The 22283-nt window shown below is 71.4% G+C and carries 26 protein-coding genes and 2 pseudogenes; 9 read left to right on the top strand and 19 right to left on the bottom strand.

Going from position 1 to position 22283, the window contains the following annotated elements:
• Nucleotides 1-88: 88 nt before the first annotated feature.
• The 3 genes and pseudogenes from OG230_RS19520 to OG230_RS19510 form a co-directional block, all read left to right on the top strand.
• A pseudogene (locus tag OG230_RS19520) lies at nt 89-709 on the top strand (HAD-IA family hydrolase); the annotation flags it as partial.
• The gene (locus OG230_RS19515; RefSeq protein ID WP_443051597.1) at nt 692-1369 is read left to right on the top strand and encodes an HAD family hydrolase; all 678 of its coding nucleotides are present in this window, start codon (nt 692-694) and stop codon (nt 1367-1369) included. The pseudogene OG230_RS19520 and the gene OG230_RS19515, both read left to right, overlap by 18 nt.
• Before the next feature lie 23 nt (nt 1370-1392).
• Nucleotides 1393-2154, top strand: a complete 762-nt coding sequence (locus OG230_RS19510) for a phosphotransferase enzyme family protein (protein ID WP_328911451.1) — start codon at nt 1393-1395, stop codon at nt 2152-2154.
• Nucleotides 2155-2406: 252 nt separating this feature from the next.
• Here the strand turns inward: OG230_RS19510 and OG230_RS19505 are convergent, their stop codons facing one another.
• Complete coding sequence (locus OG230_RS19505) at nt 2407-3048, bottom strand: TetR/AcrR family transcriptional regulator (RefSeq protein WP_328905003.1); 642 nt, start codon at nt 3046-3048, stop codon at nt 2407-2409.
• A gap of 104 nt (nt 3049-3152) precedes the next feature.
• Here OG230_RS19505 and OG230_RS19500 point away from each other — a divergent pair, with 104 nt between their 5' ends.
• A complete protein-coding gene (locus tag OG230_RS19500) occupies nt 3153-4142 on the top strand; it encodes a zinc-binding dehydrogenase (protein ID WP_328905002.1) in 990 nt (329 codons plus the stop codon).
• A gap of 77 nt (nt 4143-4219) precedes the next feature.
• Here the strand turns inward: OG230_RS19500 and OG230_RS19495 are convergent, their stop codons facing one another.
• Nucleotides 4220-5011, bottom strand: a complete 792-nt coding sequence (locus OG230_RS19495; protein ID WP_328905001.1) for a TetR/AcrR family transcriptional regulator — start codon at nt 5009-5011, stop codon at nt 4220-4222.
• A gap of 88 nt (nt 5012-5099) precedes the next feature.
• Here OG230_RS19495 and OG230_RS19490 point away from each other — a divergent pair.
• Both OG230_RS19490 and OG230_RS19485 read left to right on the top strand, forming a co-directional pair.
• Nucleotides 5100-6055 (top strand): annotated as a pseudogene (locus OG230_RS19490) (ATP-binding cassette domain-containing protein).
• Nucleotides 6048-6821: an ABC transporter permease gene (locus OG230_RS19485; protein WP_328905000.1), complete on the top strand. Its 774-nt coding sequence runs from the start codon at nt 6048-6050 to the stop codon at nt 6819-6821. Before OG230_RS19490 ends, OG230_RS19485 begins: the two are co-directional and overlap by 8 nt.
• Here the strand turns inward: OG230_RS19485 and OG230_RS19480 are convergent.
• From OG230_RS19480 to OG230_RS19470, 3 genes are all read right to left on the bottom strand, one after another.
• Nucleotides 6802-7908, bottom strand: coding sequence for a phosphotransferase (locus OG230_RS19480; protein ID WP_328904999.1), 1107 nt, complete (start codon nt 7906-7908; stop codon nt 6802-6804). The genes OG230_RS19485 and OG230_RS19480 overlap by 20 nt on opposite strands.
• Before the next feature lie 186 nt (nt 7909-8094).
• On the bottom strand, nt 8095-8835 hold the full coding sequence (locus OG230_RS19475) for an HAD family hydrolase (RefSeq protein ID WP_328904998.1): 741 nt from the start codon (nt 8833-8835) through the stop codon (nt 8095-8097).
• A gap of 143 nt (nt 8836-8978) precedes the next feature.
• Entirely contained in the window at nt 8979-9851 is an 873-nt protein-coding gene (locus OG230_RS19470; protein WP_328904997.1) for a winged helix-turn-helix domain-containing protein, read from the bottom strand.
• A gap of 219 nt (nt 9852-10070) precedes the next feature.
• On the opposite strand from OG230_RS19470, the gene OG230_RS19465 reads away from it, so the two are divergent.
• Nucleotides 10071-10235, top strand: a complete 165-nt coding sequence (locus OG230_RS19465; protein WP_328904996.1) for a hypothetical protein — start codon at nt 10071-10073, stop codon at nt 10233-10235.
• Nucleotides 10236-10295: 60 nt separating this feature from the next.
• Here the strand turns inward: OG230_RS19465 and OG230_RS19460 are convergent, their stop codons facing one another.
• The 3 genes from OG230_RS19460 to OG230_RS19450 form a co-directional block, all read right to left on the bottom strand.
• Nucleotides 10296-11546, bottom strand: coding sequence for a GNAT family N-acetyltransferase (locus OG230_RS19460; RefSeq protein ID WP_328904995.1), 1251 nt, complete (start codon nt 11544-11546; stop codon nt 10296-10298).
• Nucleotides 11547-11628: 82 nt separating this feature from the next.
• The gene (locus tag OG230_RS19455; RefSeq protein ID WP_328904994.1) at nt 11629-12606 is read right to left on the bottom strand and encodes an asparaginase; all 978 of its coding nucleotides are present in this window, start codon (nt 12604-12606) and stop codon (nt 11629-11631) included.
• A gap of 47 nt (nt 12607-12653) precedes the next feature.
• Nucleotides 12654-13352 carry an RsiG family protein gene (locus tag OG230_RS19450; RefSeq protein WP_328904993.1) on the bottom strand — a complete coding sequence of 233 codons (699 nt, stop codon included), beginning with the start codon at nt 13350-13352 and terminating at the stop codon, nt 12654-12656.
• A gap of 114 nt (nt 13353-13466) precedes the next feature.
• On the opposite strand from OG230_RS19450, the gene dtd reads away from it, so the two are divergent.
• A complete protein-coding gene (gene dtd, locus OG230_RS19445) occupies nt 13467-13916 on the top strand; it encodes a D-aminoacyl-tRNA deacylase (protein ID WP_328904992.1) in 450 nt (149 codons plus the stop codon).
• Between the two features lie 31 nt (nt 13917-13947).
• Here the strand turns inward: dtd and ygfZ are convergent, their stop codons facing one another.
• The 6 genes from ygfZ to OG230_RS19415 form a co-directional block, all read right to left on the bottom strand.
• Nucleotides 13948-14913, bottom strand: coding sequence for a CAF17-like 4Fe-4S cluster assembly/insertion protein YgfZ (gene ygfZ / locus OG230_RS19440; protein WP_328904991.1), 966 nt, complete (start codon nt 14911-14913; stop codon nt 13948-13950).
• A gap of 50 nt (nt 14914-14963) precedes the next feature.
• On the bottom strand, nt 14964-15416 hold the full coding sequence (locus tag OG230_RS19435; protein ID WP_328904990.1) for a Fur family transcriptional regulator: 453 nt from the start codon (nt 15414-15416) through the stop codon (nt 14964-14966).
• Between the two features lie 50 nt (nt 15417-15466).
• Nucleotides 15467-16039 carry an FABP family protein gene (locus tag OG230_RS19430; protein WP_328904989.1) on the bottom strand — a complete coding sequence of 191 codons (573 nt, stop codon included), beginning with the start codon at nt 16037-16039 and terminating at the stop codon, nt 15467-15469.
• A 236-nt stretch (nt 16040-16275) separates the two neighbouring features.
• On the bottom strand, nt 16276-17130 hold the full coding sequence (locus OG230_RS19425; protein WP_328904988.1) for a hypothetical protein: 855 nt from the start codon (nt 17128-17130) through the stop codon (nt 16276-16278).
• Entirely contained in the window at nt 17127-17918 is a 792-nt protein-coding gene (locus tag OG230_RS19420) for a hypothetical protein (protein WP_328911450.1), read from the bottom strand. Before OG230_RS19420 ends, OG230_RS19425 begins: the two co-directional genes overlap by 4 nt.
• A gap of 125 nt (nt 17919-18043) precedes the next feature.
• The gene (locus OG230_RS19415; RefSeq protein WP_328904987.1) at nt 18044-18913 is read right to left on the bottom strand and encodes a hypothetical protein; all 870 of its coding nucleotides are present in this window, start codon (nt 18911-18913) and stop codon (nt 18044-18046) included.
• A 106-nt stretch (nt 18914-19019) separates the two neighbouring features.
• Between OG230_RS19415 and OG230_RS19410 the strand changes: the two genes are divergently transcribed.
• On the top strand, nt 19020-19382 hold the full coding sequence (locus tag OG230_RS19410) for a DsrE family protein (RefSeq protein ID WP_328904986.1): 363 nt from the start codon (nt 19020-19022) through the stop codon (nt 19380-19382).
• Between the two features lie 31 nt (nt 19383-19413).
• On the opposite strand, the gene OG230_RS19405 is transcribed toward OG230_RS19410, so the two are convergent.
• The 5 genes from OG230_RS19405 to OG230_RS19390 form a co-directional block, all read right to left on the bottom strand.
• The gene (locus OG230_RS19405) at nt 19414-19674 is read right to left on the bottom strand and encodes a DUF3099 domain-containing protein (RefSeq protein ID WP_328904985.1); all 261 of its coding nucleotides are present in this window, start codon (nt 19672-19674) and stop codon (nt 19414-19416) included.
• Nucleotides 19675-19786: 112 nt separating this feature from the next.
• Complete coding sequence (locus OG230_RS19400; protein WP_018490348.1) at nt 19787-20074, bottom strand: DUF1416 domain-containing protein; 288 nt, start codon at nt 20072-20074, stop codon at nt 19787-19789.
• A 49-nt stretch (nt 20075-20123) separates the two neighbouring features.
• A complete protein-coding gene (locus OG230_RS19395) occupies nt 20124-20969 on the bottom strand; it encodes a sulfurtransferase (protein WP_328904984.1) in 846 nt (281 codons plus the stop codon).
• A 146-nt stretch (nt 20970-21115) separates the two neighbouring features.
• Nucleotides 21116-21196 carry a putative leader peptide gene (locus OG230_RS36410; RefSeq protein WP_350310325.1) on the bottom strand — a complete coding sequence of 27 codons (81 nt, stop codon included), beginning with the start codon at nt 21194-21196 and terminating at the stop codon, nt 21116-21118.
• Nucleotides 21197-21456: 260 nt separating this feature from the next.
• Nucleotides 21457-22146 carry an LmeA family phospholipid-binding protein gene (locus OG230_RS19390; protein ID WP_328904983.1) on the bottom strand — a complete coding sequence of 230 codons (690 nt, stop codon included), beginning with the start codon at nt 22144-22146 and terminating at the stop codon, nt 21457-21459.
• Nucleotides 22147-22283 lie beyond the last annotated feature (137 nt).

Here is a 22283-nt window from a genome sequence, read left to right as displayed (position 1 = left end):
ACCGCCCCGGACATCCCCGCGCCCGAGCCGGCGGAACGGGCCCGTGCATACTCGACGGTTCAGCCACGAAGCAGGACGGAGATCTGCGATGCCCGCGAAGTACGTGCTCTTCGACGTCGACGGCACCCTCATCGACGCGCTCGACAACCAGCGCCGGGTCTGGGGCACCTGGGCGCTGCGACACGGGCTCGACCCCGATGAGGTCTACCGGACGGCCCTGCGCACCCGCCCCCTGGAGACGTTCGCCGAGGTCGCCCCCGACCGGGACCCCGCCGCGTGCCTGGCCCTGCTGCACGAGTTGGAGGACGAGGACGTCCTGACCGGCCACTACACCGCCTTCGAGGGCGCCGCGGAACTGCTGGCCGCCCTTCCGGCCGGGTCGTGGGCCCTGGTGACGTCCAACTACGAGCACCGGGTGCGCGGCAGGTTCTCCCGTACGGGGCTGCCGATGCCGGACGTGGTCGTGGACGCGGCCTCGGTCGAGGAGGGCAAGCCGTCCCCCGTGCCGTATCTGCTGGCGGCCGAGCGGCTGGGGGCCAGGCCCGAGGACTGTCTCGTCGTCGAGGACGCCCCGTCCGGCGTCCGGTCCGGGCTGCGGGCCGGGATGACCGTCTGGTCGGTGAACGCGCCCCTCGCCACGGGCGGCGCGCACCGGCACTTCACCGGCCTGCGCGAGGCAGCACGCGACATCGTGGACTTCGCGAACGGGGCGGGCCAACCGGCCGACCGCCCCTACGACGCGGTGCTCTGCGACCTCGACAACGTGATCCGCTTCTACGACACGACGCGGCTGGCCGCCCTGGAGCGGGCCGCGGGCCTGCCCGAGGGCACCACCATGGACGTCGCCTACGCCCCGGAGGTCGACCTGCCACTGCTCCTCGGCAAGATCACCCCGGACGAGTGGGTCGGGACCCTCGTCCCCCACCTCTTCGGCCGGGTGACCGAGCCGCAGGCGTACGAGCTGGGGTTCGCGCTGGCCAGGGCCCCGTTCTGGGCGGACGAGGAGGTGGTGGCGCTGCTGCGCCGGGTACGGGACCGGGTCCCGCTCGTCCTGGTCACCAACGCCTCCGTCCAACTGGAGGAGGACCTCGCCTCGTTGGGCCTGTCCGACCTGGCCGACCATGTGGTCAGCAGCGCCCGCGAGATGGTCGCGAAGCCGGACCCGGCGATCTACGAGAGGGCGGCTGCCCGCGCGGGAGTGCCGATGAACCGGTGCCTGTTCGTGGACGACCGGCAGGAGAACGTCGACGCGGCCGTCGCGCTGGGCATGACCGGCGTGCTCTTCCGTGAACCCGCCGATCTGTACGAGCCGTTGAGCGCGGTACTGGAGAACGCGGGTCGGGGCGAGGAGCAGGGGGCACCGGCGTGAACGGCGTCCCGCTGGCCGGCGGGATGGCCAACGCCGGGGCGGTCGTCCGCCGCGGGTCCGTCGTGGAACGCCCGGCCCAGCCGCACGCCACCGCGATCCACGCCCACCTCCGCGCGCTGGCCGCGCACGGCTTCGACGGCGTCCCGGTCCCCCTGGGGACGAACGCCGACGGCAGCCGCGAGCAGCTCACGTACGTCCCCGGCGACGTACCGGTTCCGCCCCACCCGCAGTGGGCGTGGACGGAGGACACGCTGCGTTCGGTGGGCGTCCTGCTGCGGCGGCTGCACGGCGCCTCCGCGTCCGTGCCCGTCGACCGCACGGTGCCGTGGTCCACGGAACTGGCCGACCCGGAAGGCGCACGGGCCGACGGGGCCGTGCTCTGCCACAACGACGTGTGCCTGGAGAACGTGGTCTTCCGTGACGGCCGCGCGGCGGCCCTCATCGACTTCGACCTGGTCGCCCCCGGCCGCGCGGTGTGGGATGTCGCGATGGCGGCCCGGTACTGGGTGCCGATGTCCGGGCGCGAGGGCCTCGACCCGCTGCACCGGCTCGCCGTGTTCGCCGACGCCTACGGGCTGGGACCGCAGGACCGCGCCGCCCTTCCCGGCGTGATCGAACAGGCCGCCGCGTCGTGCCGTGCCTTCGTCGAGCGCCGGGTGGCCGGAGGCGACGCGGTCTACGTGCAGGCCCTGGAGGCGCGCGGTGGCTGGGAACGGTGGGACCGCCACCAGACCTGGCTGGCCACGCACCGGAAGGAACTCACCGCAGCCCTGACGACCGCCTGAGCCCGGCCCTGCGGACACGGACTAGGGTCTTTCGTTTGGATCAGGCCGGATCAGGGAGCGGGGTCTGGTGCGGGCGGCTGCAAGGCGGAGGAGGGAGTCGACGCGGAGCGTCGGCGACCGACGACAACGCCGGAGGGGGCCCCTCCCTGCTCGAGCGAAGCCGAGAGCTCGGGGGAGCGCGCGCCAGGGCACGCGAGAGCCCGGCATGATCCGAACGACAGGCCCTAAGGGCACCCGCCGCGGCGAGTGTCCCTACTCCAGCCCCGCCCTCAGCTGTACGAAGGCCAGTTCGGCGGATTCCACCGCGCCCGCGTACACCTGGTCCGCGCTCTCCCCCGCGTCGATCCGCCGCCAGTTCTCCTCGGCCAGGATGCGCAGGACCGCCACGATCTGCCCCGCGGCGAGCCGCGCCGCGACCCCCTCGCCCAGGGCCCCGGCAAGCGCCGCCTCCGAGCGGCCCTGGTACGCGTACATCCGGGCGACCAGCGAGGGCGTGCCGTAGAGCAGGCGGTGGAAGGCGAGGACGTGGGCGTTGTCGCAGAGGCCGGTCACCGGGTCGCGCTCCGCCAGCCCGGCGAGGAAGTGGCGGTGCAACGCGTCCAGCGGTGAGTCGCCGTCCGCACGGTCGGCGACGACCCGGGCGGCCTCGTCCTCGTGATCGGCGAACCGGTGCAGGACGAGGTCTTCCTTGGCCGGGAAGTACCGGAACAGCGTCGGCTTGGAGATGTCGGCGGCGGCGGCCACCTCCGCCACCGAGACCTTGTCGAAGCCCCGTTCCAGGAACATCGCGATCGCCGCGTCGGAGACCGCCTGATAGGTGAGTTGCTTCTTGCGCTCACGCAGACCGACCGGCGCTTGCGCCGCCGCTCCGGACCTGGACTTCTCTCCGCTCATGACTGCTTAGCCTACGCCCTTGACCTCAAGTGCACTTGACGTCCCAGAGTGGCCACCAGGGCGCCGGAACGACCGGCCGCCGGCACGGGAGAGGCGTGATCCGTATGCGTGTGGCACTGGCGGAGGAATTGGGCGGCCCGGAGGTTCTGGTCACGAGGGAGCTGCCGGACCCGGTAGCGGCACCGGGCGAGGTCCTGATCGATGTGGCGTACGTGGACACGATCTTCGTGGAGACCCAGATCCGCTCGGGCGGTTTCAGGGAGGTGTTCCCGGTTCAGGTGCCGTACGTACCCGGTGGCGGCGTGGCCGGCACGGTGGCCGCGACCGGTGAGGGCGTCGACACGTCGTGGACCGGGCGCCGGGTGATCGCCTCGGTGGGCTTCTCGGGCGGCTACGCGGAGCGGGCCACGGCCCCGGCCCACGTGCTCGTTCCCGTACCCGACGGGCTCGGACTGCGTGAGGCGGCGGCGCTCGTCCACGACGGCGTGACGGCCCTGGCCCTGCTGGGGTCGACGGCCCCGAAGCCGGGCGAACGGGTCCTGGTCCTCGGCGCCTCGGGCGGCATGGGGACCCTGCTGGTCCAGCTGGCCCACGCGGCGGGCGCCCATGTGGTGGCGGTGGCGCGCGGCGAGCGGAAGACCGCTCTGGTACGGGAGTTGGGCGCCGACACGGTGATCGACGGGGCCGCGGCGGACTGGGTGGAGCGGACCCGTACGGCCCTGGCCGACGCGGGCGGCCCGGCCGACGTGGTGCTGGACGGGGTGGGCGGCCAGATGGGCCTGGCGGCCCTGTCGCTGGTGGCGGACGGCGGGCGGTTCTCCGCGCACGGAGCGCCGACCGGCGGGTTCGCGCCCGTGGACCCCGCGGAGGCGGCGCGGCGCTCGATCACCCTGCTCGGCATCGGGGACGTACAGCTCTCGGACGCGGAGCACGTACGGCTCGCCGGCCTGGCTCTCACGGAGGCCGCCGCCGGGCGGCTGCGGCCGGTGATCGGGGAGGTGTTCCCGCTGGAGCGGGCAGCGCGGGCGCACGCGGCGATCGAGGCGCGGAGCCTGCTCGGCAAGGTCCTGCTCACCACCACCCGGAGCGACTGACCGGGGCCGGGCGGAGGGCGGGTAAGGGGTGGCCGGACAAGGCGACCGACCGGGGCCGCCCCACTCGGCGCCCCCCCTCAGCCGTTCCCGTCCCCGTCCTCCGCCCGGCGCCGCTGGACGAGCACGTCGATGCCGTCCAGGAGCCGCGCCAGACCGAAGGTGAACTCGTAGTCCGGCTGGTCGGGTTCGCTCAGCACACCGGAATCCATCAGCCGCGAGAGCGCCGGATGCCGTGCGGGGTCGACGAGCCGACTCAGGGTGTGTTCCCAGGCGGCCATCACGTCCTGCGCGGGGACGCCCCGCGCCTCGACGGCCGCCGCCAGGTCGCTCATCAGGAGCGCTTCGTTCCGTACGAAGCCGGAGACGAGGAGGATGACGGAGATCTTGTCGCCCTCGCGGAGACCGGAGCCGTCCAGCGCCTGGAGTCCCTGGTCCCACCAGGCGACCGAGTTGGGGCTCGCGGGCGGGCCCGCGATCGGGATGCGGAGCATCCAGAGGTTGCGGTGGAACACCTCGCGCTGCGACGCCGCCCACTCACCGAGCGCCTCGCGCCAGCCCGCTCCCGACTCCAGGGCGGGCAGCGGGGCGGGCGGGCCCATGGCCGCCTCCTGCATCAGGACATAGAGCTCGTCCTTGGCGGAGACGTACCGGTAGAGCGCCATGGTCGAAGCGCCCAGGTCCTTGGCGACCCGGCCCATCGAGACGGCGGACAGTCCCTCCGTCGCCGCGATCGTCAGGGCGGCGGCCACGATGCGGTCCAGGGTCAGCCCCGGCTTGGGCCCCTTGACCGGGCGCTCCCGCAGCCCCCAGGCGGCCTCGATGCTGGCCGGCAGGCCCGTACCGCCCTGCGCGCCGTTCTTCTCAACCACCAGGACCCCACCTTTCCTTGACCACCATCCTAGTTATGCGTAATGCTTACGCAGTAACGCGTATGCCATACGCATAAGGAGACCGGTCATGAGCGAGGCGACGGCACCGCCCGGCACGATCGAGGCACACGGCCTCACCAAGTCCTACGGAAAACCCGCGGTCCGGGTCCTCGACGGCATCGATCTCCACGTCGGCCGCTCCACGGTCTCCGCCCTCCTCGGGCCCAACGGCGCGGGCAAGACCACGGCCGTACGCATCCTCGCCACGCTCACCGCGCCGGACTCCGGCACCGCCCGCGTCGCCGGGTACGACATCGCCACGGAGCGGGCCCAGGTGCGCCGGTCGATCAGCCTGACCGGCCAGTTCGCCGCCGTCGACGAGACCCAGACCGGCGAGGAGAACCTGCGGATGACGGCCCGCCTGAGCGGTCTCTCCCGCGCCGATTCCCGGCGCCGCGCGGACGAACTCCTCGCCCGCTTCGGCCTTGACCACGCGGCCCGCCGCCTCGCCCGCACGTACTCCGGAGGCATGCGCCGCCGCCTCGACCTGGCGGCCGGCCTCGTCGGCTCGCCCGAGCCCGGCGTCTTCTTCCTCGACGAACCGACGACCGGACTCGACCCGCGCAGCCGGCAGGAGCTCTGGCAGGTGGTCCGCGATCTCGCCGAGCGGGGCGCCACGGTGCTGCTCACCACCCAGTACCTGGAGGAGGCGGACCGGCTCGCCGACCGCGTCGCCGTGCTCGACAAGGGCCGGATCGCCGCCGAGGGCACGCCCGACGCCCTCAAGTCCCGCGTCTCCGGCCACCGGCTGGACCTCGTCCTCACCGACAGCGCGGCCTACCTGCGCCTGGCCGCCCGCGCCGTCCACCACTCCCCCGAGACGCTGACCCTGGCCTCCCCACCGACGGCACGGCGGCCCACGTCCGCTCCCTGCTCGACGAGATCGACCCCGCACGGACCGACGTGGCGCGCTTCACCCTGCACAGCGCGACCCTCGACGACGTCTTCCTCGCCCTCACCGCGGAGGTACCCGCACATGTCTGACGCACCGGGAATCCTCACTCACGCCGGCGTCATGGCCGGCCGCGGTCTGCGCGTCAGCCGCCGCAACACCGACGCGGTCATCACCTCGATGATGCTGCCGATCATGCTGATGCTGATCTTCGTCTACTTCTTCGGCGGCGCGATCGAGACGGGCGCGGCATACGACTCGTACGTCATGTACGTCGTCCCCGGCGTCCTGCTCCTCTGCGCCGGCTTCGGCGCCTCGATCACCGCGGTGGCCGTCAGCGAGGACATGAAGGGCGGCATCATCGACCGCTTCCGCTCCCTCGACGTCGGCGGCACGGCGGTCCTGGCGGGCCACGTGGCGGCGAGCACCGTACGCAACCTCTGCTCCACGACGCTGGTCTTCGGTGTCGCCCTCCTGATCGGCTTCCGCCCGACCGCCACCCCGGCGGGCTGGCTCGCCGTGGCCGCCGTACTCCTGGCCTACATCCTGGCGCTGTCCTGGATCTCGGCGGCGATCGGGCTGCTCGCCCGCACCCCGGAAGCGGCGGGCGGGTTCACCTTCTTCATGTCGTTCCTGCCTTACCCGAGCAGCGCCTTCGTCCCGATCGAATCGATGCCCGGCTGGCTCCACCCCTTCGCCGACCACCAGCCGATCACCCCGGCCATCGAATCCCTCCGCGCCCTGCTCCTGGACCAGCCCGCGGGCAACAGCCCCTGGATCGCGCTGACCTGGGCGGCGGGCATCCTGACGGTGGCGGTGGGACTGTCGGGAGTCCTGTTCAGGGTGCGGACGCGGTGACCCGGCCGGAAGGCCGGTCGCGGAACCAGCGGGTGTAGGCGGCCATCACCTCGCGGAGCGTGGGCACGGCCGCCGCACCGCGCACCTCACGGGACTCGTCGAGCGCCTCCCGGACACGGTGCGCGACCAGGGGCAGCCTCCCCCAGTTCAGTCTGCCGCCGGGCTGCTCCAGCGCGACCGCGCCACGGATCACGTCGGTGTAGACGGACTGGACGCGCTTGTAGTCGCGCAGGACCTCCAGGTCCTCGCGCCACCCCTTCGCGCACTCGGGCCGGACACTCTCGACCGTCCCGGCCCACAGACGCGCGATCCGCTCGGCCTCCCTGGGCGAGTAGCGCATCAGGTGGAGATGGGTCGCCAGGTCGTAGAGCGGATCGCCGATCATGGCGAGTTCCCAGTCGATGGTCCACAGGTCCCCGGCCCGGTCCACGATGAAGTTGAGCCGGTGCAGATCGCCGTGGACCAGCGCGAACGACCGGCCGGCCAGACCGTCGGCCCGCCGCCGCAATGCGCCCAACGCACGCTTGTCCACCCCGAGTTCGGCGAAGAGGGAGCGGTACGGGGCACCGTGCCTCTCGTACACCTGCTGCTCGGTGAAGGTGATCAGCCGCCCCAGAAAGCCCGTGCAGTCACCGTCAACGGGGCGGTCCACGTCCTCACAGACCCGCCGCGCCCCGATTCCCTCGACCTCGATGGACACCAACTCGGAGAAAAGCTGGATGAGTTGACCGCGATGACGCGGCGAGAGCGCCTTGCTCGGCATCACCCCCCGGCCGAGGGTCCGCCCCTCGATGAAGCCCTGGAGCAGGACGCCTTCGCCGACGGTGACGATCTCGGGAATCCGGCTGATGCGCCCGTACAGCTCCTGGAGCAACCGGTCCTCGGAGGCGAAACACCTCCGGTCGAACCAGAGCAGTCCCGACCTCGGCTCGCGCACCTTGCAGCGCCGGCCACCGCCCGGCAGCGGAATGACGTACGTCTCGTGGTGGTGCCCCTTGAGGGGACCCTCGATGGCGGGACTGGTCTCGCCCAGTCCCGCGGTCGCCGCCGCGCGGCGGCGAACCTCGGGTGTCGTGTCGACTGCCATGAATGGTGGGGACCTCGGCGGTGAATGGGCTCGGCGACGGCTCGGCCGGTGACGGGAAATTACCACCGCCGCGTTACGCCCGCGTCGCGCGACCCGCCCCCTCGAACCCCCGTCCCCCTGTGGGCCGTACGGCCCGTACACACGTCCGCCGGGCCGTGGTCCCGCTCCCCTCCGCACGTCCCTGGGTCAATGGCCCCGCTCCCGTCCGCGCACCGCGGCGGGCACCGCGAGGAGCAGGGTCTTCAGTGAGCCGAGCACCACCTGCGCACCGGCGGCCCGCAACTGTGCGTCCTTCTCGCGGTCCCTCGCGTAGCCCAGGAACGGCACCCCCGCAGCGCGGGCCGCGTACACGTCGTCCGTCGAGTCGCCGATCATCAGCGCCTCGGCCGCCGCCGTCCCCGTCGAGTCGAGCGCCCGGTGCAGACAGTCCGGGTCCGGCTTGAGACGGCCGGGGTCGAGGGTCCTGCCGTGGATGTGCGTCTCGGGAAGGCCGGACACCCGCCACACATCGAGGAACCGGAGCACCGCCGCCGGGGAGTTGTTGGTCGTGACGGCCATCCGGACGTCGGAGTCCGCGAGACTCCGGATCAGCGGCAGGGCGAAGGGGGTCGGTTCCGCCTTCCCGGCCGCCTCGCACTCCTCCAGGGAGAGGAACCGTTCCAGCTTCCGCACCACGCCCACCGGCACTCCGCCGGCCGCCGCCGCACGCAGAACGGCCAGCGGATCCCGGCGGATGTCCCGGCCCCCGCTCCGGACGGCACCCCGGCCGATCACGTCCGCCGGGTCGGTCCCGAGTTCCCGCATCATCGCCATGAGCCGCTCCGCCACCCCGTCCGCCGGATGCCGGGAGAAGAGCGGACAGAGCGGGCCGTCGAAGTCGAACAGGACGCACTCGGCAGACGCGAGGAGGCCGCGCAAGTCGGTCACGTTGCTCCGTCCGTCGGGGGCAGCAGGCTGACAGACTGCGCCTTCGGTCTTTCATACTGCCCTCAATACGCTTGCGTAACAGGTCAGTTGACGCACCCACGCGATCCATGAGGCCGCAAACCCGGGCACTCCGCGCGAGGGATTCAGGTCCGCAGGTCCAGGTCGGTGGCGATCGTGTTCCACAGTCCGTCGAACCACGCCGCGGACTGCGCCACGAACAACTGGTCGCGCACCCCCGCGGAGGTCTCGAAGGGGAAGAGCGTCGAGTCGCTGCCGAGCGCGTCGAAGAGCTCGACAGGGCGGCCCCCGATCAGTTCCTCCCGCTTGGTCACCGTGTAGTACGCGAACAGCGCCTCGGAGCCGTTCAGCAGGTAGAGCTTCACGGGCGGGGTGAAGGGCAGCGCCTTGAGGGTGACCTCGACATCCATGGCACGCGTGCTGCGCAGCGATTCGAGGTTGTGTTTCAGCACCTTGAGCTGCGAGTTGCGCAGTTCCAGCCAGCGGTCGTGGACCAGCTGGTCGTTCTTCACCGGCTTCGCGCGCCGGGGAAACGCCAGATCGAGGGTGCGGGCCGGGAGCATGATGCGTACCCGCACGCTGCCCGGCGCCGGGCCTCCCGCCCTGATCTGCTGGAGGGGCTCCGCCAGCGCGAGCGTGAGCGACTCGGCCGTGAGACACAGCGCGTCTATCCGCACCGCGTCGCCGGTGAACGCGGCCTGAATCCGAGGTCCGAGCCCGGCCGCCGTCTGCAAGGGGGCCTCGCTGTCCGCCGGCTGGGCGACCTTCGGCGGGGCGCCCCTGGTGACGGCGGTGAGCAGGCCGTCCCCCTGGAGGTACTGGAGCGCCTGCCGGATCACTCCTCGCTCGACCTCGAACTCCGCTGCCAGCGCGGACTGCGTCGGGAGATGGTCGCCGGCCTGCAGTTGACCGGTACGGATACGCGTGCGCAGAACGTCCGCCACCTCCATGGGTGAGGACTTCCGGTCGCCGTTCATTGCCGTGCGCTCTGGAGTCACAACAGAACGCTACAACTTCGCACCATCCAGCGGGAGTTGTTGCAGAGTTGTTTTGAAGATGGCACCAACTGGGAACAACTCAGTCAGTTGGTCGCCACTCTTCGAGAGCGACCCGGGTACGTCCACCCGCTCGCCCGTCCACCGTCGTACGGGTGCTGTCGGCGCATCGGCTGATTCCCCGGAGCCTTCCCGCTCCCCACCTCCTGAGGAGGGACCGCCATGCCCTTGATCACCCTCGCAGTGGAACAACTCGCGGAATGGAAGCTCGGAGCCGTCGGCGGCCTGGGCGTCGCCGGTGTGGCCGTCGGCGTGAAGGTCGGCAGCACGAAGTGCGTCGTCGTCTGCCTCCTCGTCCTCGGCCTGCTCGCCGGCTCCGGCCGCTAGGGCGGTTCCCCCCTCAGAGGGGCGGCTCCCCGCCCCTCCGCACATGTCCGGGCCTGCCCCTCAGAACATGTCCGGGCACCAGGCCCGCCGCCCCGCCCGGAACACGGTGTCCGCCACCGCCGCGGCACCGGCCCGGTTCTCCTCGATCCGGCCGAGGTCCACCAGCCGGAGAACCGATTCGTCGCCCAGGTACAACGTCCCCAACTCCCGTACGTCCAGCGTCAGGTCGGCGCTCTCCGTCGTCGGTGCGCAGGAGGCGCCCTCCGGGGAGGCGTCCAGGCGGAAGCGGCCCGCCGTGAGGCCGGAGGCGTCGTGGACGTCCAGGACCAGGGTGGCCGCGGCCCTGTAGGTGCGGGCCTCCAGCGCGCGCGTGACGTCCAGGATCCTCAGCCACAGCCAGTCCGCATGCGTCACGACGCGGGCGGCACGGGGGTCCGGGAGGAGCAGGGGGAGCAGGTCGTCGGGGGCGCGGTAGCCCGAGCGGACCGTGGTGATCCAGTCGATCGAGCAGACGAAGTGCCACAGCGCCCGCTCCGCCGCCGGGCTCACCGCGATCAGGTTCTTCACCTTCGCCTTGTTCAGCGGCTGCTTCGTGTCGCCCCAGTGCTCGTCGGCCCGGTACACGACCAGCCCGTCGACCTCGCCGTCCGCCGAGCGGTAGACCGCGTAGAACGGCTCCTTCCACTCGTCGGCCGCCGGCACGCCGACCCCCGTGTTCAGCTGCCACCAGCGCTCGTCACGGTTGATCACGCCCGGCGTACGGGCCGCCAGCCGGTCATGGAGCGCGGGGCCGAGCTTGCGTACCTCCGAGCCGTCCACCAGGTCGATCCGGCCGCCGTCCGCCTCCGGGAGGACCGGCCGGCGCGGGTCCAGACCGGCGCGCGTGACGTCGATCTCCCACTCCGTGGTCCACGTCGCCGGGCCGAAGCCGAACCGCCCGTAGATCGGGTACTCCGCGGCGATCAGCGAGGCGACCACATCGCCCCGCTCCTTCGCCGCCGCCAGGTCCGCCGCCATCATCCGGCCGAGCAGCCCGCGGCGGCGGTGCGTCGGCGTCACCGTCACCGCGCTGATCGCGTCGGTCTGCACGGTGGCCCCGCCGACGACGGTCAGCTGCTGGGCGAACGACCGGAAGGTCGCCACACACCGCCCGTCGTCGAAGAAGCCCTGCAGCCGGCTCAGATCCATATGGGCCGTACGCCCCTTGATCTCGTCCTCCGCCGGCAGCTCCGAGCGCAGAAAGCCGGTTCCCACCGCCCGCAGCCACTCGGGGAATTCGGACTCGGAGACCGTACGGAAATCACCATTCATACGCCCACGCTAGCCACAGGTCCGCCGGAATGTCGCCTGCATTACGGGCCGCCCGAACCGCCGCCCGGGCCTCACCCGAGCGTCAGAACGCCGCGCGGATCCCGCCCACTTCGGCGCTGCCTCCCAGCAGCGGCGACCGGCCGATGCGGGAGACCACCGGGGCGTCGATGCCCATCAGTTCCAGCGAGCGGGCGAGCACCGGTCCCAGGGCCCGCGTCGCACCGTCGTCGATCTTGAAGGCCAGGGCCCGGCCGTCGGCGAGCGCCACCGCCTGCACCGCCTCGGCACCCATCTTGGAGAGCGTCCCCGGCACCTCGCGCATCAGCCAGGTGTCGGGCCGCCGCGTCCCCGCGACGAACTCGGGGTGGGCGCGCATCGCGTCCGCGACCCGCCGCTCCGCCGAGCCCGGCTCCGCCAGGACGAAGGACCGGAACGCCCGCGCCAGGCCCACCAGGCTGATGGCCATCAGCGGGGCCCCGCAGCCGTCCGTGCCGACCGAGGCGACCGGCTCGCCCGCCGCCTCCTCGACGACCTGGTGCACCAGCTGCTGGAGCGGGTGCTCCGGGTCCAGATAGCTCGCCGTGTCCCAGCCGTTCCGTACGCAGACCGCGAGCATCGCCGTGTGCTTGCCGGAACAGTTCATCGTGAGCCGCTCACGGACCTGCCCCGAGGCGAGGTACGACTCGGCCTCGACCGGGTCCAGCGGCAGATCGGGCGGCGTCTGGAGATCGTCGGGCGTCAGCCCGTGCTCGGCGAGCATCTTGCGTACGAGATCGAGGTGGAAGCCCTCCCCCGAATGGCTTGCCGCGGCCAGCGCCAGCCGCTCCCCGCCGAGGTCCAGTCCGGCCCGCAGGATCGCGGCGGCCTGCATCGGCTTGTTGGAGGAGCGCGGGAAGACCGGCGCGGCCGGGTCCCCCATCGTGTGCTCCACACTGCCGTCGGCCGCCAGCACGACCAGCGACCCCCGGTGGAGGCCCTCGACGAAGCCGGACCGTACGACCTCGGCCAGAACGGGCCGGGCGGGGGCTATGACGGGCGAGGAGGCGGCGCTGGAGGTCATGGTGGCCTTCCGGGGACGGGCGGTGACCCGCCCCCGGAAGGATTGCCTCAGGCGAGCAGGTCGTCTACTTGTGCTTCCCCGTCACGGTACCTGCGCGCGATCTCCGCGCTGCAATCGTCGGCGGTGCGCTGGAGCCGGTGACGGCGCCGGGAGACCTGCTGCTCGTAGCGGACGAGCCGCCCCATCGCGGTGTGCAGCTCGTCGTCCGTCCGGGCGTCGAGGTCGGACAGCTCCACCTCGGCGAGCGTCTCCGCGGCCAGCTGCCGGTACTCGTCGCTGCGCGGCGTGGTGAGGGTGACGTGCCGGGCGGAGGAGCGGTGCAGGGACGGGGTGTCGGCGAGGATCTCCGAAAGCCGGTCGACCACCGGGCTCTCCGGGTCCCGGCGGCGGGCCAGCTCGGCCCTCAGGATGTCGATGCGGCCCTGGACCAGCCTGCGTACGTAACTGAGGTCCGCCTCGTCCCGCTGCGCGTCCTTGCGGAGTGTGCGCAGCTCCGGCAGGCGCAGACCGCGGAACTCGGGCTGGGCCCGCACCGCGGACAGTCCCTCCCCCGTGGTCTGTTCGGGTACGGACGCCGCCCCCCTCGCGGACACGGGCAGGGGCACGGACGCCGGGCCGGTCGCAGGGACGGCTCCCTGCTGTCCGGGCCCTTGTGGGAGACCGCTCCGCTGCACGGGTGGCCGCATGATGCCGGTACGGGTCGTCGGTACGATGCCGGGTGACTGCCCGGCTCCATATGTACTCATGCTGTTCCGTCCCCTCGGCCGGTGCGTCGGCACACCGGCACGTGCATGGTGCCACCCCACACGCTTCCCACGCAGGTGCTCTGTACCCGTTCAGCCCAAGATAGGTTGGTCTGTATGCGTGCAGTGGTACAGAGAGTGGACGGCGCGTCCGTGACCGTGGCGGACGCCGCGGGCGACCCGCCGGGGACCGGAGTCGTCGGCGAGATCGTCGGCGAGGGGCTGTGTGTGCTGGTGGGGGTCACCCATGGGGACACTCCGGAGAAGGCGGCACAACTCGCCCGAAAGCTCTGGAGTGTGCGCATCCTGGAGGGCGAGAAGTCCTGCTCCGATGTGAATGCGCCGCTTTTGGTCATCTCGCAGTTCACCCTCTACGGGGACGCCAGGAAGGGCCGCCGGCCCACCTGGAACGCCGCGGCACCCGGAGAGGTCGCAGAGCCCCTCGTCGACGAGGTGGTGGCCCAGCTGCGGGCACTCGGCGCCCACGTGGAGACGGGCCGGTTCGGAGCGGACATGCGCGTCTCGCTCACGAACCACGGCCCGTTCACCGTGCTGATCGAGGTGTAGCAGCGGCAGTGGACACCGGCGCGTAGAAGAACTACGGCTCGACGACCGTCTCCTGCGCCGCCGCCGTGTCTCCCGCCATCAGTTCCGCGTCCACGGCGACATTCCGCTTCACCAGGGCCAGCGCGATGGGCCCCAGCTCGTGATGGCGGGCCGACGTGGTCACGAAGCCCAGCTGACGGCCCTCGGGACCGTCGGCGGCCAGGCGTACCGGCGTTCCGTGTCCGGGCAGGACGACCTCGCTGCCGTCCAGATGCAGGAAGACCAGCCGGCGCGGCGGCTTCCCCAGGTTGTGGACGCGCGCGACCGTCTCCTGGCCGCGGTAGCACCCCTTCTGGAGGTGAACGGCGGTGCCGATCCAGCCGAGCTCGTGCGGGATGGTGCGGTGGTCGGTCTCGAAGCCGACGCGCGGCCGGTGGGTCTCGATGCGGAGCGCCTCGTACGCGAGGATGCCGGCCACCGGGCCGTGGTCGGCGGCGTACGCCTCCAGATCCGCGCGGGGCAGGAAGAGGTCCCGGCCGTGCGGCGTCTCCCGTACGGCCACGCCTTCGGGGACCTCGGCGATGGAACCGGCCGGCAGATGGACGACGGCGAAGCTCTCGGTGCGGTCGGCGACGTCGACCCGGTAGAAGAACTTCATCGACTCCAGATACGCGATGAGCTCGTCCTGCGTATCCGGTTCGACGTGCATCCACACGGTGTCGCCGTCGTCGACGAGGTAGAGGGCGTGTTCGATGTGCCCGTTCGCCGAGAGGATCAGGGCCTCGGTCGCCTGGCCCGGTGCGAGATCGCTGACGTGCTGGGTGAGCAGCAGGTGCAGCCAGGCCAGCCGGTCGTCGCCGGTGACCGTGACGACGCCCCGGTGGGACAGGTCGACGAAACCGGTGCCGTCGGCGAGGGCGCGTTGTTCGCGGAACAGGTCGCCGTAGTGCCCGGCGACACCTTCGTCGCGGCCTTCGGCGGGGACGGCGCCGGGCAGGGACAGCAAGGGGCTCTTCATGCGCCCAGCCTACGGCCCGGAGGCAAACGCCCGCCGCGGGCCTCTGCCCCTCAGTCCCCGGACGGGTCCGGCCGCCCGGCGGCGGCCTTCGCCGCGCAGTCCGCGCAGCGGCCGAAGATCGCGAAGTGCTTCATGTCCGTCTCGAAACCGAAGGTCGTCCGCAACTTGGCGGTGAACTCGTCGACCACGCCGACATCGGCCTCGATGACGTTCGTACAGTCCCGGCAGACCAGGTGGATGTGGTGGTGGCGGTCCGCCAGGTGGTACGTGGGAGCGCCGTGGCCCAGATGCGCGTGGCTGACCAGACCGAGCTCCTCGAGGAGCTCCAGGGTCCGGTAGACGGTGGAGATGTTCACGCCGGAGGCGGTCCTGCGCACCTCGGAGAGGATGTCGTCGGGCGTCGCGTGCTCCAGCGCGTCGACCGCTTCCAGGACAAGCTGACGCTGCGGCGTCAGCCGGTAGCCACGCTGCCGAAGATCTGTCTTCCAGTCGGTGCTCACCACAGCCCCCAGTGTAGGTGGCGGTGAGCACCGGGCCCCAGGTTCCGCGCGGCCTACCTGAAGAAGGCGATGCCGTCGTCCGGCATGTCACCGAGGCTCTTCGCCATCTCGGCGACCTCCTCGGGCGTGACGACCTTCTTCAGGTGCGCCGACATGTAGGGACGCAGCTCGACGTCGGGGGTGGCCTTCTCGCCGACCCACATGAGGTCGCTCTTCACATAGCCGTAGAGCCGCTTGCCACCGCTGTACGGGCCGGAGGCCGCGGTACGGGCCACCGCGTCGGTGACCAGGTCGATCTGCGGCTTCTTGTCGGCGATCTCGCCGTACCAGATCTCGACGATGCCCTGGTCACGGACCATGACGACCTCGACCTTGCGGTCCTTGTCGACGCGCCAGTAACCGGACTCGCTCTCCAGCGGCCGGACCTTGTTGCCGTCCTCGTCGAGCACCCAGGAGTGCGAGACGTACTCCAGGAAGTCCCGGCCGTCGTGGGTGAAGGAGACTTCCTGGCCGAAGTTGCACTTCTCGGCGCCGGGGAAGTCGGACACGCCCGCACCCGTCCAGTTGCCGAGGAGGAAGACCAGCGGGACCAGGTCCGGATGGAGGTCGGACGGAATCTCGATCATGAGCGGCTCAGACCATCTGTGAGGGAGAGGCGGAGTTCGGCGAGGGTCAGCGCTGGCCCTGGTAGAGCTTCTTCACGGTCAGACCCGCGAAGGCGAGCACGCCGACACACACCAGGATCAGCAGGGCGGAGAAGAATGCCTCAAGCACGGGAGCTCCTCGGAACGAACGATATGGCCGCAGTGCGGGGCCGGGCCCCAGCCTAATGGGTTGGGGCCCGGCCTTCGCGTTCAGGTCCTCAGCCGAGGAGCTGGTTCTGCAGGATCACCGACTGGTGGAACGGAATCCGCTCGGTGGCCGCCTTGCCGTCCCTGGAGTGCACGATCAGGGCGACGGTGTCACCGGCGACGGTGTACGCCTGGCGGACGTGCTCCTTGCCGAACGCCTTCTTCTCGCTGAACACGTACGACACGGTGTCGTGCACCCGGCCCGAGCTCGACCAGCTCTCGTCGAAGTCCACCTCGGGCGCGGTGGCGAGCGACTCGCCCGCGGTCGCGCCGATGTGGAGGTCGTCGCGGAACCCTTCCGCGTACGCGACCGAGTTGAACCGGAGCAGATAGATCCGGGACTCGGTGCCGTCCGGCATCGTCCAGCCGCGCGCCGCGATGTGCCGCAGGGCGGAGTCGCGGAGCGTCCGGGTGATCTCGGCACGCTGGTCGGCATCGTACTCGGAGACGTACTGCGCGGGTGTCACCCAGTCGCCCGTCAGCTTCTTGTCCGGGGTTGCTCCGGCCGGGGCGGGCAGCAGCAGCTTCCGCAGGTCGGCGTGGTGCACCCCGGCGACATTGCCGTACGAGAGGGGCCTCGGCGCCCCGGACGGCAGGGCGGGAAGCGCCAGTTCGGGGTACGCCCAGCGGCCGTCGCCCTCGGTCGCGAGACCGGGGACGTCGGTGCGCTCCATGGACGCGATGCCGTACGCCGTTCCGGTGCCGAGGCCGCCGCACACCAGCACGGCGGCGGTCCAGCGGGCGACGGCCCGCAGCACGCGCCGCGGCTTGCGGGCGGGGGGCAGGGGCGCGGCGGCCGGGGCCGCCGTCGGCTCGGTCGGCTCGGTCGGCTCGGTCGGCTCGGTCGGCTCGGTCGGCTCGGTCATATGTACTCCCCCGGGGACGCGATGTGGTCCAGCTGGTCCTTGAGCAGCTCCGCCACGGCGCTCGTGTCGAACGGCTCGGTGCCCATCGCGTCGAGGCTCAGGAACACCCCGCCGTCGTAGGCGACGCACGCCATGCCGTCGAGGTCGGACTTGCTGCTCTTGGGCATCCGGTAGCACGTGGCGTGCTTGTGGCCCTTGATCTTCGGACCGTCACGGAAGACGCCGACGGCATCCATCAGCCCGGTCCGGAAGGTGTACATGTCGCGTACGGCCTTGCGGTCCTTCATCTTCACGATCTGCGTCTCCACGACGAGGTCGTCGGTGTCGGCGGTGTACGAACGCCGGACGAGGCCCTGGATGTCGTACCGGTCGATCCGCTTCTCCAGCTCGCGGCGCTGCTTGCCCGCGAGCCCCCGGCCCGACTCCTTCATCGCCGCCGCGGCCTTCCTGCCGCTCGTCTCGCTGTCGTTGCCGTCGACGCCCATGTCGGGACCGAGCCGGTAGCCCGACGGGACGGGCAGCAGCAGCTTGCTCAGCTCGGTCGCGGCACGGCCCCGGGGCGGGTCACCGGCCGGGTCCTTGGCCGGCTCGCGGTCCGGCTTCTGCCAGACAGTGGTGCCGACGGTCCGGTCGGCCCCGTCCACGGTGGACTTCGTGTACGCGGCTGCCCCGCCGACGGCGCCGAGCACCAGGACGAAGGGCAGGACCCCGAGGACCACCCGGCGGGCCCTGCCGGGCCGTGCGGGAGTGGCGTCCGCGGCGGGTGCCACGTCCGGGCCGGGTGTCACAGCCTGCTCGGGTGCCGCAGCCTGCTCGGGCGCCGCAGCCTGCTCGGGCGTCACGGCCGCGGGCTCTGCGGGCGTGGGCGAGCTGCTCTCCGCAGGGCTCTCACCGGGCGTGATGGCGTCGTCGTTCACAGGCGCTCCAGCTGTCGCTCGGCCAGCGTGCGGATGTCCTTCTTGGCGACCGGCCTGGTGTCGTAGACGTCGATCTCCATCATCACGTCGCCCCGCTGGGCGACGGCGCGGGCCCGGTAGAGCGGGAGATAGCCCGGCTCGTTCCTGACCGGGTAGAGGTAGTAGCGGCCGTTGCCGCTCCCCTTGACGGCGTCTCCCGCGTTGCCCGCGCCGTGCTCGCTGCCGTCCATGTAGGACAGCTGTCCCTCGGCATGATCGACCGCCCCCAGCTCCGCACCGCTGCGGAACTGGACGAGCCGGATGTGGACCTCGCGCTGACCGCGCTCCCAGCTCGCACCCGCGATCCGGCGCAGGTCCGTCGAGAGGAGCTCCTCGTACATGTACGCCTCGTCCTCGAACGCCATGGCGTAGCCGTCCAGGCTGACCCAGCCGTCGTCGACCGCCGGGTCGTCGAGCGTGCTCCAGCCCTTGGGCTTGGCGATCAGCACCTTCCGCAGATCACCGTCCGTCGCGGCCCGGCGGTCCTGCGAGGCGGGCAGCGGCTCGGGCACCTGGTCCGCCGGCAGCGGCTTCGCCGGGTGGACGAGTCCGGGCTGCGAGAGGGCGGCCAGCGGCGTCGGGGCGCGCTCGGCCTGGATGCCGTACCCGGCGGCCGTACCGCCCGCGATGCCGAGCAGCGCGGCGGCGGCGATGAGCAGCGTCGTGCGGCCACGCGGGCGCGGGCGCGGCGGTGTGGCCTGCTCCGGAGCGGCCGGGGCGGCTGTGGGAATCACCGGCGGTCCGGCCGGCGCTTCGGGCGGCGCGGGCGCGACCGCCTGCGCGGCCTGCCCGGCCTGCGCATCGGAAAGGGTGTCGTTCAGTTCCAAAAGGGGTCCCCCCACGAGACCTGAGGCGCAGATTCCGTTATCTGCGCACACAACTGACCCACAGGTACCGGGGGAGGTTGCACGGGCGCCCATTACAGTTCGGCATATGTCGAAGAAGCTCGTGATCAAGGTGACCGCCGGGGCGGATGCGCCCGAGCGCTGCTCGCAGGCGTTCACCGTGGCGGCCGTGGCCGTCGCCAGCGGTGTCGAGGTCTCGCTCTGGCTGACCGGCGAATCCGCCTGGTTCGCACTCCCGGAGCGCGCCGCCGAGTTCGAGCTGCCGCACTCCGCCCCGCTGCCCGACCTGGTCGAGGCGATCCGGGCGGGGGGCCTGATCACCCTGTGCACGCAGTGCGCGGCACGGCGCGGCATCTCCGAGAAGGACGTCCTGGAAGGCGTACGGATCGCGGGCGCGCAGGTCTTCGTGCAGGAGATCATGGCGGACGGCGTCCAGGCCCTCGTGTACTGAGCCCCGACCACGCCGCCTCAGGGGCGCGCCCCTACGGGCGTCGCTTCTTGCCGTCGAGCTCGTCCCACCACTCGTCGGACTTCTTGTCACCGGAGGGGTCGTCCCACCAACGGTCCTCCGGGCCACGCCGGTTGGCGACCATCGCCGCGATCGGCGGGATGACCATCGCGACGACGCACATCCCGACGGCGACCGGGACCGACCAGAGGCGCACGACAGCCCAGGCGGAGACGAAGAGGACGATGCATCCGCCCATCATCAGGAAGTAGGCGCGGCGGCGCCGGGCGTACATACCTCCAGCGTAGTTCCGATCGGCCCCGCGAACGGCACGAAGGGCCGCACCCCTGCTCAGGTGGCGTCCAACCCCCTGGGGTACGGCCCTCCGGCCGGTCGTGCGCTACGGATCACACAGCGATGGCGACCTCGGAGAGGCCCCCGGTCTGTGCGACGACCGTGCGGTCCGCGCTGCCGCCCGGGACGAGGGCGCGGAGCGTCCAGGTGCCCTCGGCCGCGTAGAAGCGGAACTGTCCGGTCGCCGAGGTCGGGACCTCGGCGGTGAACTCGCCGGTCGAGTCCAGCAGACGGACGTAGCCGGTGACGGGCTCGCCGTCACGGGTCACGCTGCCCTGGATGGTGGTCTCACCGGGCTTGATCGTCGAAGCGTCGGGGCCGCCGGCCTTTGCTCCACACATGTGTTCTGTCCTTCTCGTCGAGTGTCGTGCTGGTCGGTGGTCCGGAGACCTACTTGTTGGCGCCGAGCTCGATCGGCACGCCCACGAGGGAGCCGTACTCGGTCCACGAGCCGTCGTAGTTCTTGACGTTCTCCTGGCCGAGCAGCTCGTGCAGGACGAACCAGGTGAGCGCGGAGCGCTCACCGATACGGCAGTACGCGATGGTGTCCTTCGCCAGGTCGACCTGCTCGGCCTCGTAGAGGGCCTTGAGCTGCTCGTCCGACTTGAAGGTGCCGTCGTCGTTGGCGTTCTTCGACCACGGGATGTTGCGGGCGCTCGGCACGTGGCCGGGACGCTGCGACTGCTCCTGCGGGAGGTGCGCCGGGGCGAGCAGCTTGCCGCTGAACTCGTCGGGCGACCGCACGTCGACCAGGTTCTGGCTGCCGATGGCCTTCACGACGTCGTCGCGGTAGGCGCGGATCGACTCGTCCTGCGGCTGGGCCTTGTACGCGGTGGCCGGGCGGGCCGGGATCTGGTCGCCGTCGACGAGGTCGCGGGAGTCGAGCTCCCACTTCTTGCGGCCACCGTCGAGGAGCTTGACGTCCTGGTGACCGTAGAGCTTGAAGTACCAGTAGGCGTACGACGCGAACCAGTTGTTGTTGCCGCCGTAGAGGACGACGAGGGTGTCGTTCCCGATGCCCTTCTCGGACAGGAGCTTCTCGAAGCCGGCCTGGTCGATGAAGTCACGGCGTACCGGGTCCTGGAGGTCCTTGGTCCAGTCGATCCGGATCGCGTTCTTGATGTGGTTCTTCTCGTACGCCGAGGTGTCCTCGTCGACCTCGACGATGGCGACCTTCGGGTCGTCGATGTGGGCCTCGACCCAGTCGGCGTCTACCAGGACGTCTGCGCGGCTCATGTGTTTCTCCTCCGGGGCAGTCTGCGGCGGGGTGGTGCGAAGTGCGGGGTGTACGCGCAGATGCACGGGGGCAGTGCGTGTACGAAGGCACGGGGCGGGCCCTGACAACGGTCGAAGGGCCGGGGGGAAACGGGACGCGATCCCGCTCAGAAAGTGCGACAGAGCATGGCGGCGACGCGGCACAGGTCTACTGCCCGCCGCTTCGTGAGATCCGCCTGTCGCTTCATGGGTCCGATCGTAGGGACGTACGGGTGGAGATGTCACCGTCGTGTCGGATGGTGAGACACGATCGTCCGCGATACGAGACATGAAGCAGGTACGGCACGACCCGGGACCATCGCCGGAGGGTTCGCACGCAGAGGCCACCCGAGGGCCGGACGCAGCCGTCTCACTATATGGATCCGGCTGGCATACGGCCTGATCTGCGGCGATATGCGCGACGCCGCGCGCGGCGGTACGGGTGGGTGCGGTCCGGGTGCGAGAGGCCCTAGCCGGCGAGTGCGACGTCCGAGCCGGTCACCGAGATCTCCAGACCGCTCTCGGTCACCTCGATCTTCTGGAGCTTCAGACCGTTCGGCAGACCGCCGATCTTGCGCTCGAAGTCCGTCTTCTGACGGACCAGGCCCTCCAGGCCGGGGATGCCCTCGCCCGGAACCTTGTCCGCGTGCACCCGGACGGTGTCGCCGTCGACCAGCGTGACGGTGGAGATCACGCTGCGCGAGAGGGTGCGGCCGAGGACGCTGATCTCGCCGGTCACCTTCACCTTGCCGTTGCCGCCGTAGGCGACGGTGACGTCCTTGTCGGCCGCCTCGGTGAGGTCGTCGTACGAGACGACGGCCGTACCCGTGGCACGGGCGGCCGTCGCGCTGGTGTAGCCAGCGCCCAGGGTCACCTGGTGCAGCTGGGCCCTGATCTCACTGATCCGGAGCGTGCGGCCTGCGGCGTTCGCCTGGATGCCGGTCAGCTTCACGTCGACCTGACCGAGCTCCGATCCGGCCACCTGGGTCAGGAACGGGAAGCCCTTGATCGAAACCTCCGTCGAGCCCGCCTCCGCACCGGTGAGCCGGACCCGGCCCTCCGCCTCGGACTCGGCGAAGTACACCGCGGCGCGGTCGACGGCGACGAATATCCCGCCCAGAACCACCGCGATGATCAGCAGTATCCGCAGTGCACGCATTGCCTGTTCCTCCCCCACCTGACCGCTCGGACCCCCGGTGCGCGTGAGCCTACTGCGACTGCGCAGCACGCCCGGGGTGATCGACGAACGGAAGCACCCGCCCGGTTCCCCGGGCTCCGGCGAACGGCCGGAAAGCG

This window comes from Streptomyces sp. NBC_00234 (genome assembly GCF_036195325.1).
Taxonomy (GTDB): domain Bacteria; phylum Actinomycetota; class Actinomycetes; order Streptomycetales; family Streptomycetaceae; genus Streptomyces.
Note: the sequence above shows the minus strand (reverse complement) of the source record. Positions and strands in the feature narration are given on the sequence as shown.

Coding starts and splice junctions, on each gene's coding strand:
- dtd (WP_328904992.1), top strand. CDS start 13,467: ATGCGTGCAGTGGTACAGAGAGTGGACGGCGCGTCCGTGACCGTGGCG.
- OG230_RS19465 (WP_328904996.1), top strand. CDS start 10,071: ATGCCCTTGATCACCCTCGCAGTGGAACAACTCGCGGAATGGAAGCTC.
- OG230_RS19505 (WP_328905003.1), bottom strand. CDS start 3,048: ATGAGCGGAGAGAAGTCCAGGTCCGGAGCGGCGGCGCAAGCGCCGGTC.
- OG230_RS19400 (WP_018490348.1), bottom strand. CDS start 20,074: ATGTGTGGAGCAAAGGCCGGCGGCCCCGACGCTTCGACGATCAAGCCC.
- OG230_RS19395 (WP_328904984.1), bottom strand. CDS start 20,969: ATGAGCCGCGCAGACGTCCTGGTAGACGCCGACTGGGTCGAGGCCCAC.
- OG230_RS19430 (WP_328904989.1), bottom strand. CDS start 16,039: ATGATCGAGATTCCGTCCGACCTCCATCCGGACCTGGTCCCGCTGGTC.
- OG230_RS19455 (WP_328904994.1), bottom strand. CDS start 12,606: ATGACCTCCAGCGCCGCCTCCTCGCCCGTCATAGCCCCCGCCCGGCCC.
- OG230_RS19485 (WP_328905000.1), top strand. CDS start 6,048: ATGTCTGACGCACCGGGAATCCTCACTCACGCCGGCGTCATGGCCGGC.
- OG230_RS19410 (WP_328904986.1), top strand. CDS start 19,020: ATGTCGAAGAAGCTCGTGATCAAGGTGACCGCCGGGGCGGATGCGCCC.
- OG230_RS19460 (WP_328904995.1), bottom strand. CDS start 11,546: ATGAATGGTGATTTCCGTACGGTCTCCGAGTCCGAATTCCCCGAGTGG.
- OG230_RS19500 (WP_328905002.1), top strand. CDS start 3,153: ATGCGTGTGGCACTGGCGGAGGAATTGGGCGGCCCGGAGGTTCTGGTC.
- OG230_RS36410 (WP_350310325.1), bottom strand. CDS start 21,196: ATGAAGCGACAGGCGGATCTCACGAAGCGGCGGGCAGTAGACCTGTGC.
- ygfZ (WP_328904991.1), bottom strand. CDS start 14,913: ATGAAGAGCCCCTTGCTGTCCCTGCCCGGCGCCGTCCCCGCCGAAGGC.
- OG230_RS19425 (WP_328904988.1), bottom strand. CDS start 17,130: ATGACCGAGCCGACCGAGCCGACCGAGCCGACCGAGCCGACCGAGCCG.
- OG230_RS19480 (WP_328904999.1), bottom strand. CDS start 7,908: ATGGCAGTCGACACGACACCCGAGGTTCGCCGCCGCGCGGCGGCGACC.
- OG230_RS19450 (WP_328904993.1), bottom strand. CDS start 13,352: ATGAGTACATATGGAGCCGGGCAGTCACCCGGCATCGTACCGACGACC.
- OG230_RS19405 (WP_328904985.1), bottom strand. CDS start 19,674: ATGTACGCCCGGCGCCGCCGCGCCTACTTCCTGATGATGGGCGGATGC.
- OG230_RS19510 (WP_328911451.1), top strand. CDS start 1,393: ATGGCCAACGCCGGGGCGGTCGTCCGCCGCGGGTCCGTCGTGGAACGC.
- OG230_RS19390 (WP_328904983.1), bottom strand. CDS start 22,146: ATGCGTGCACTGCGGATACTGCTGATCATCGCGGTGGTTCTGGGCGGG.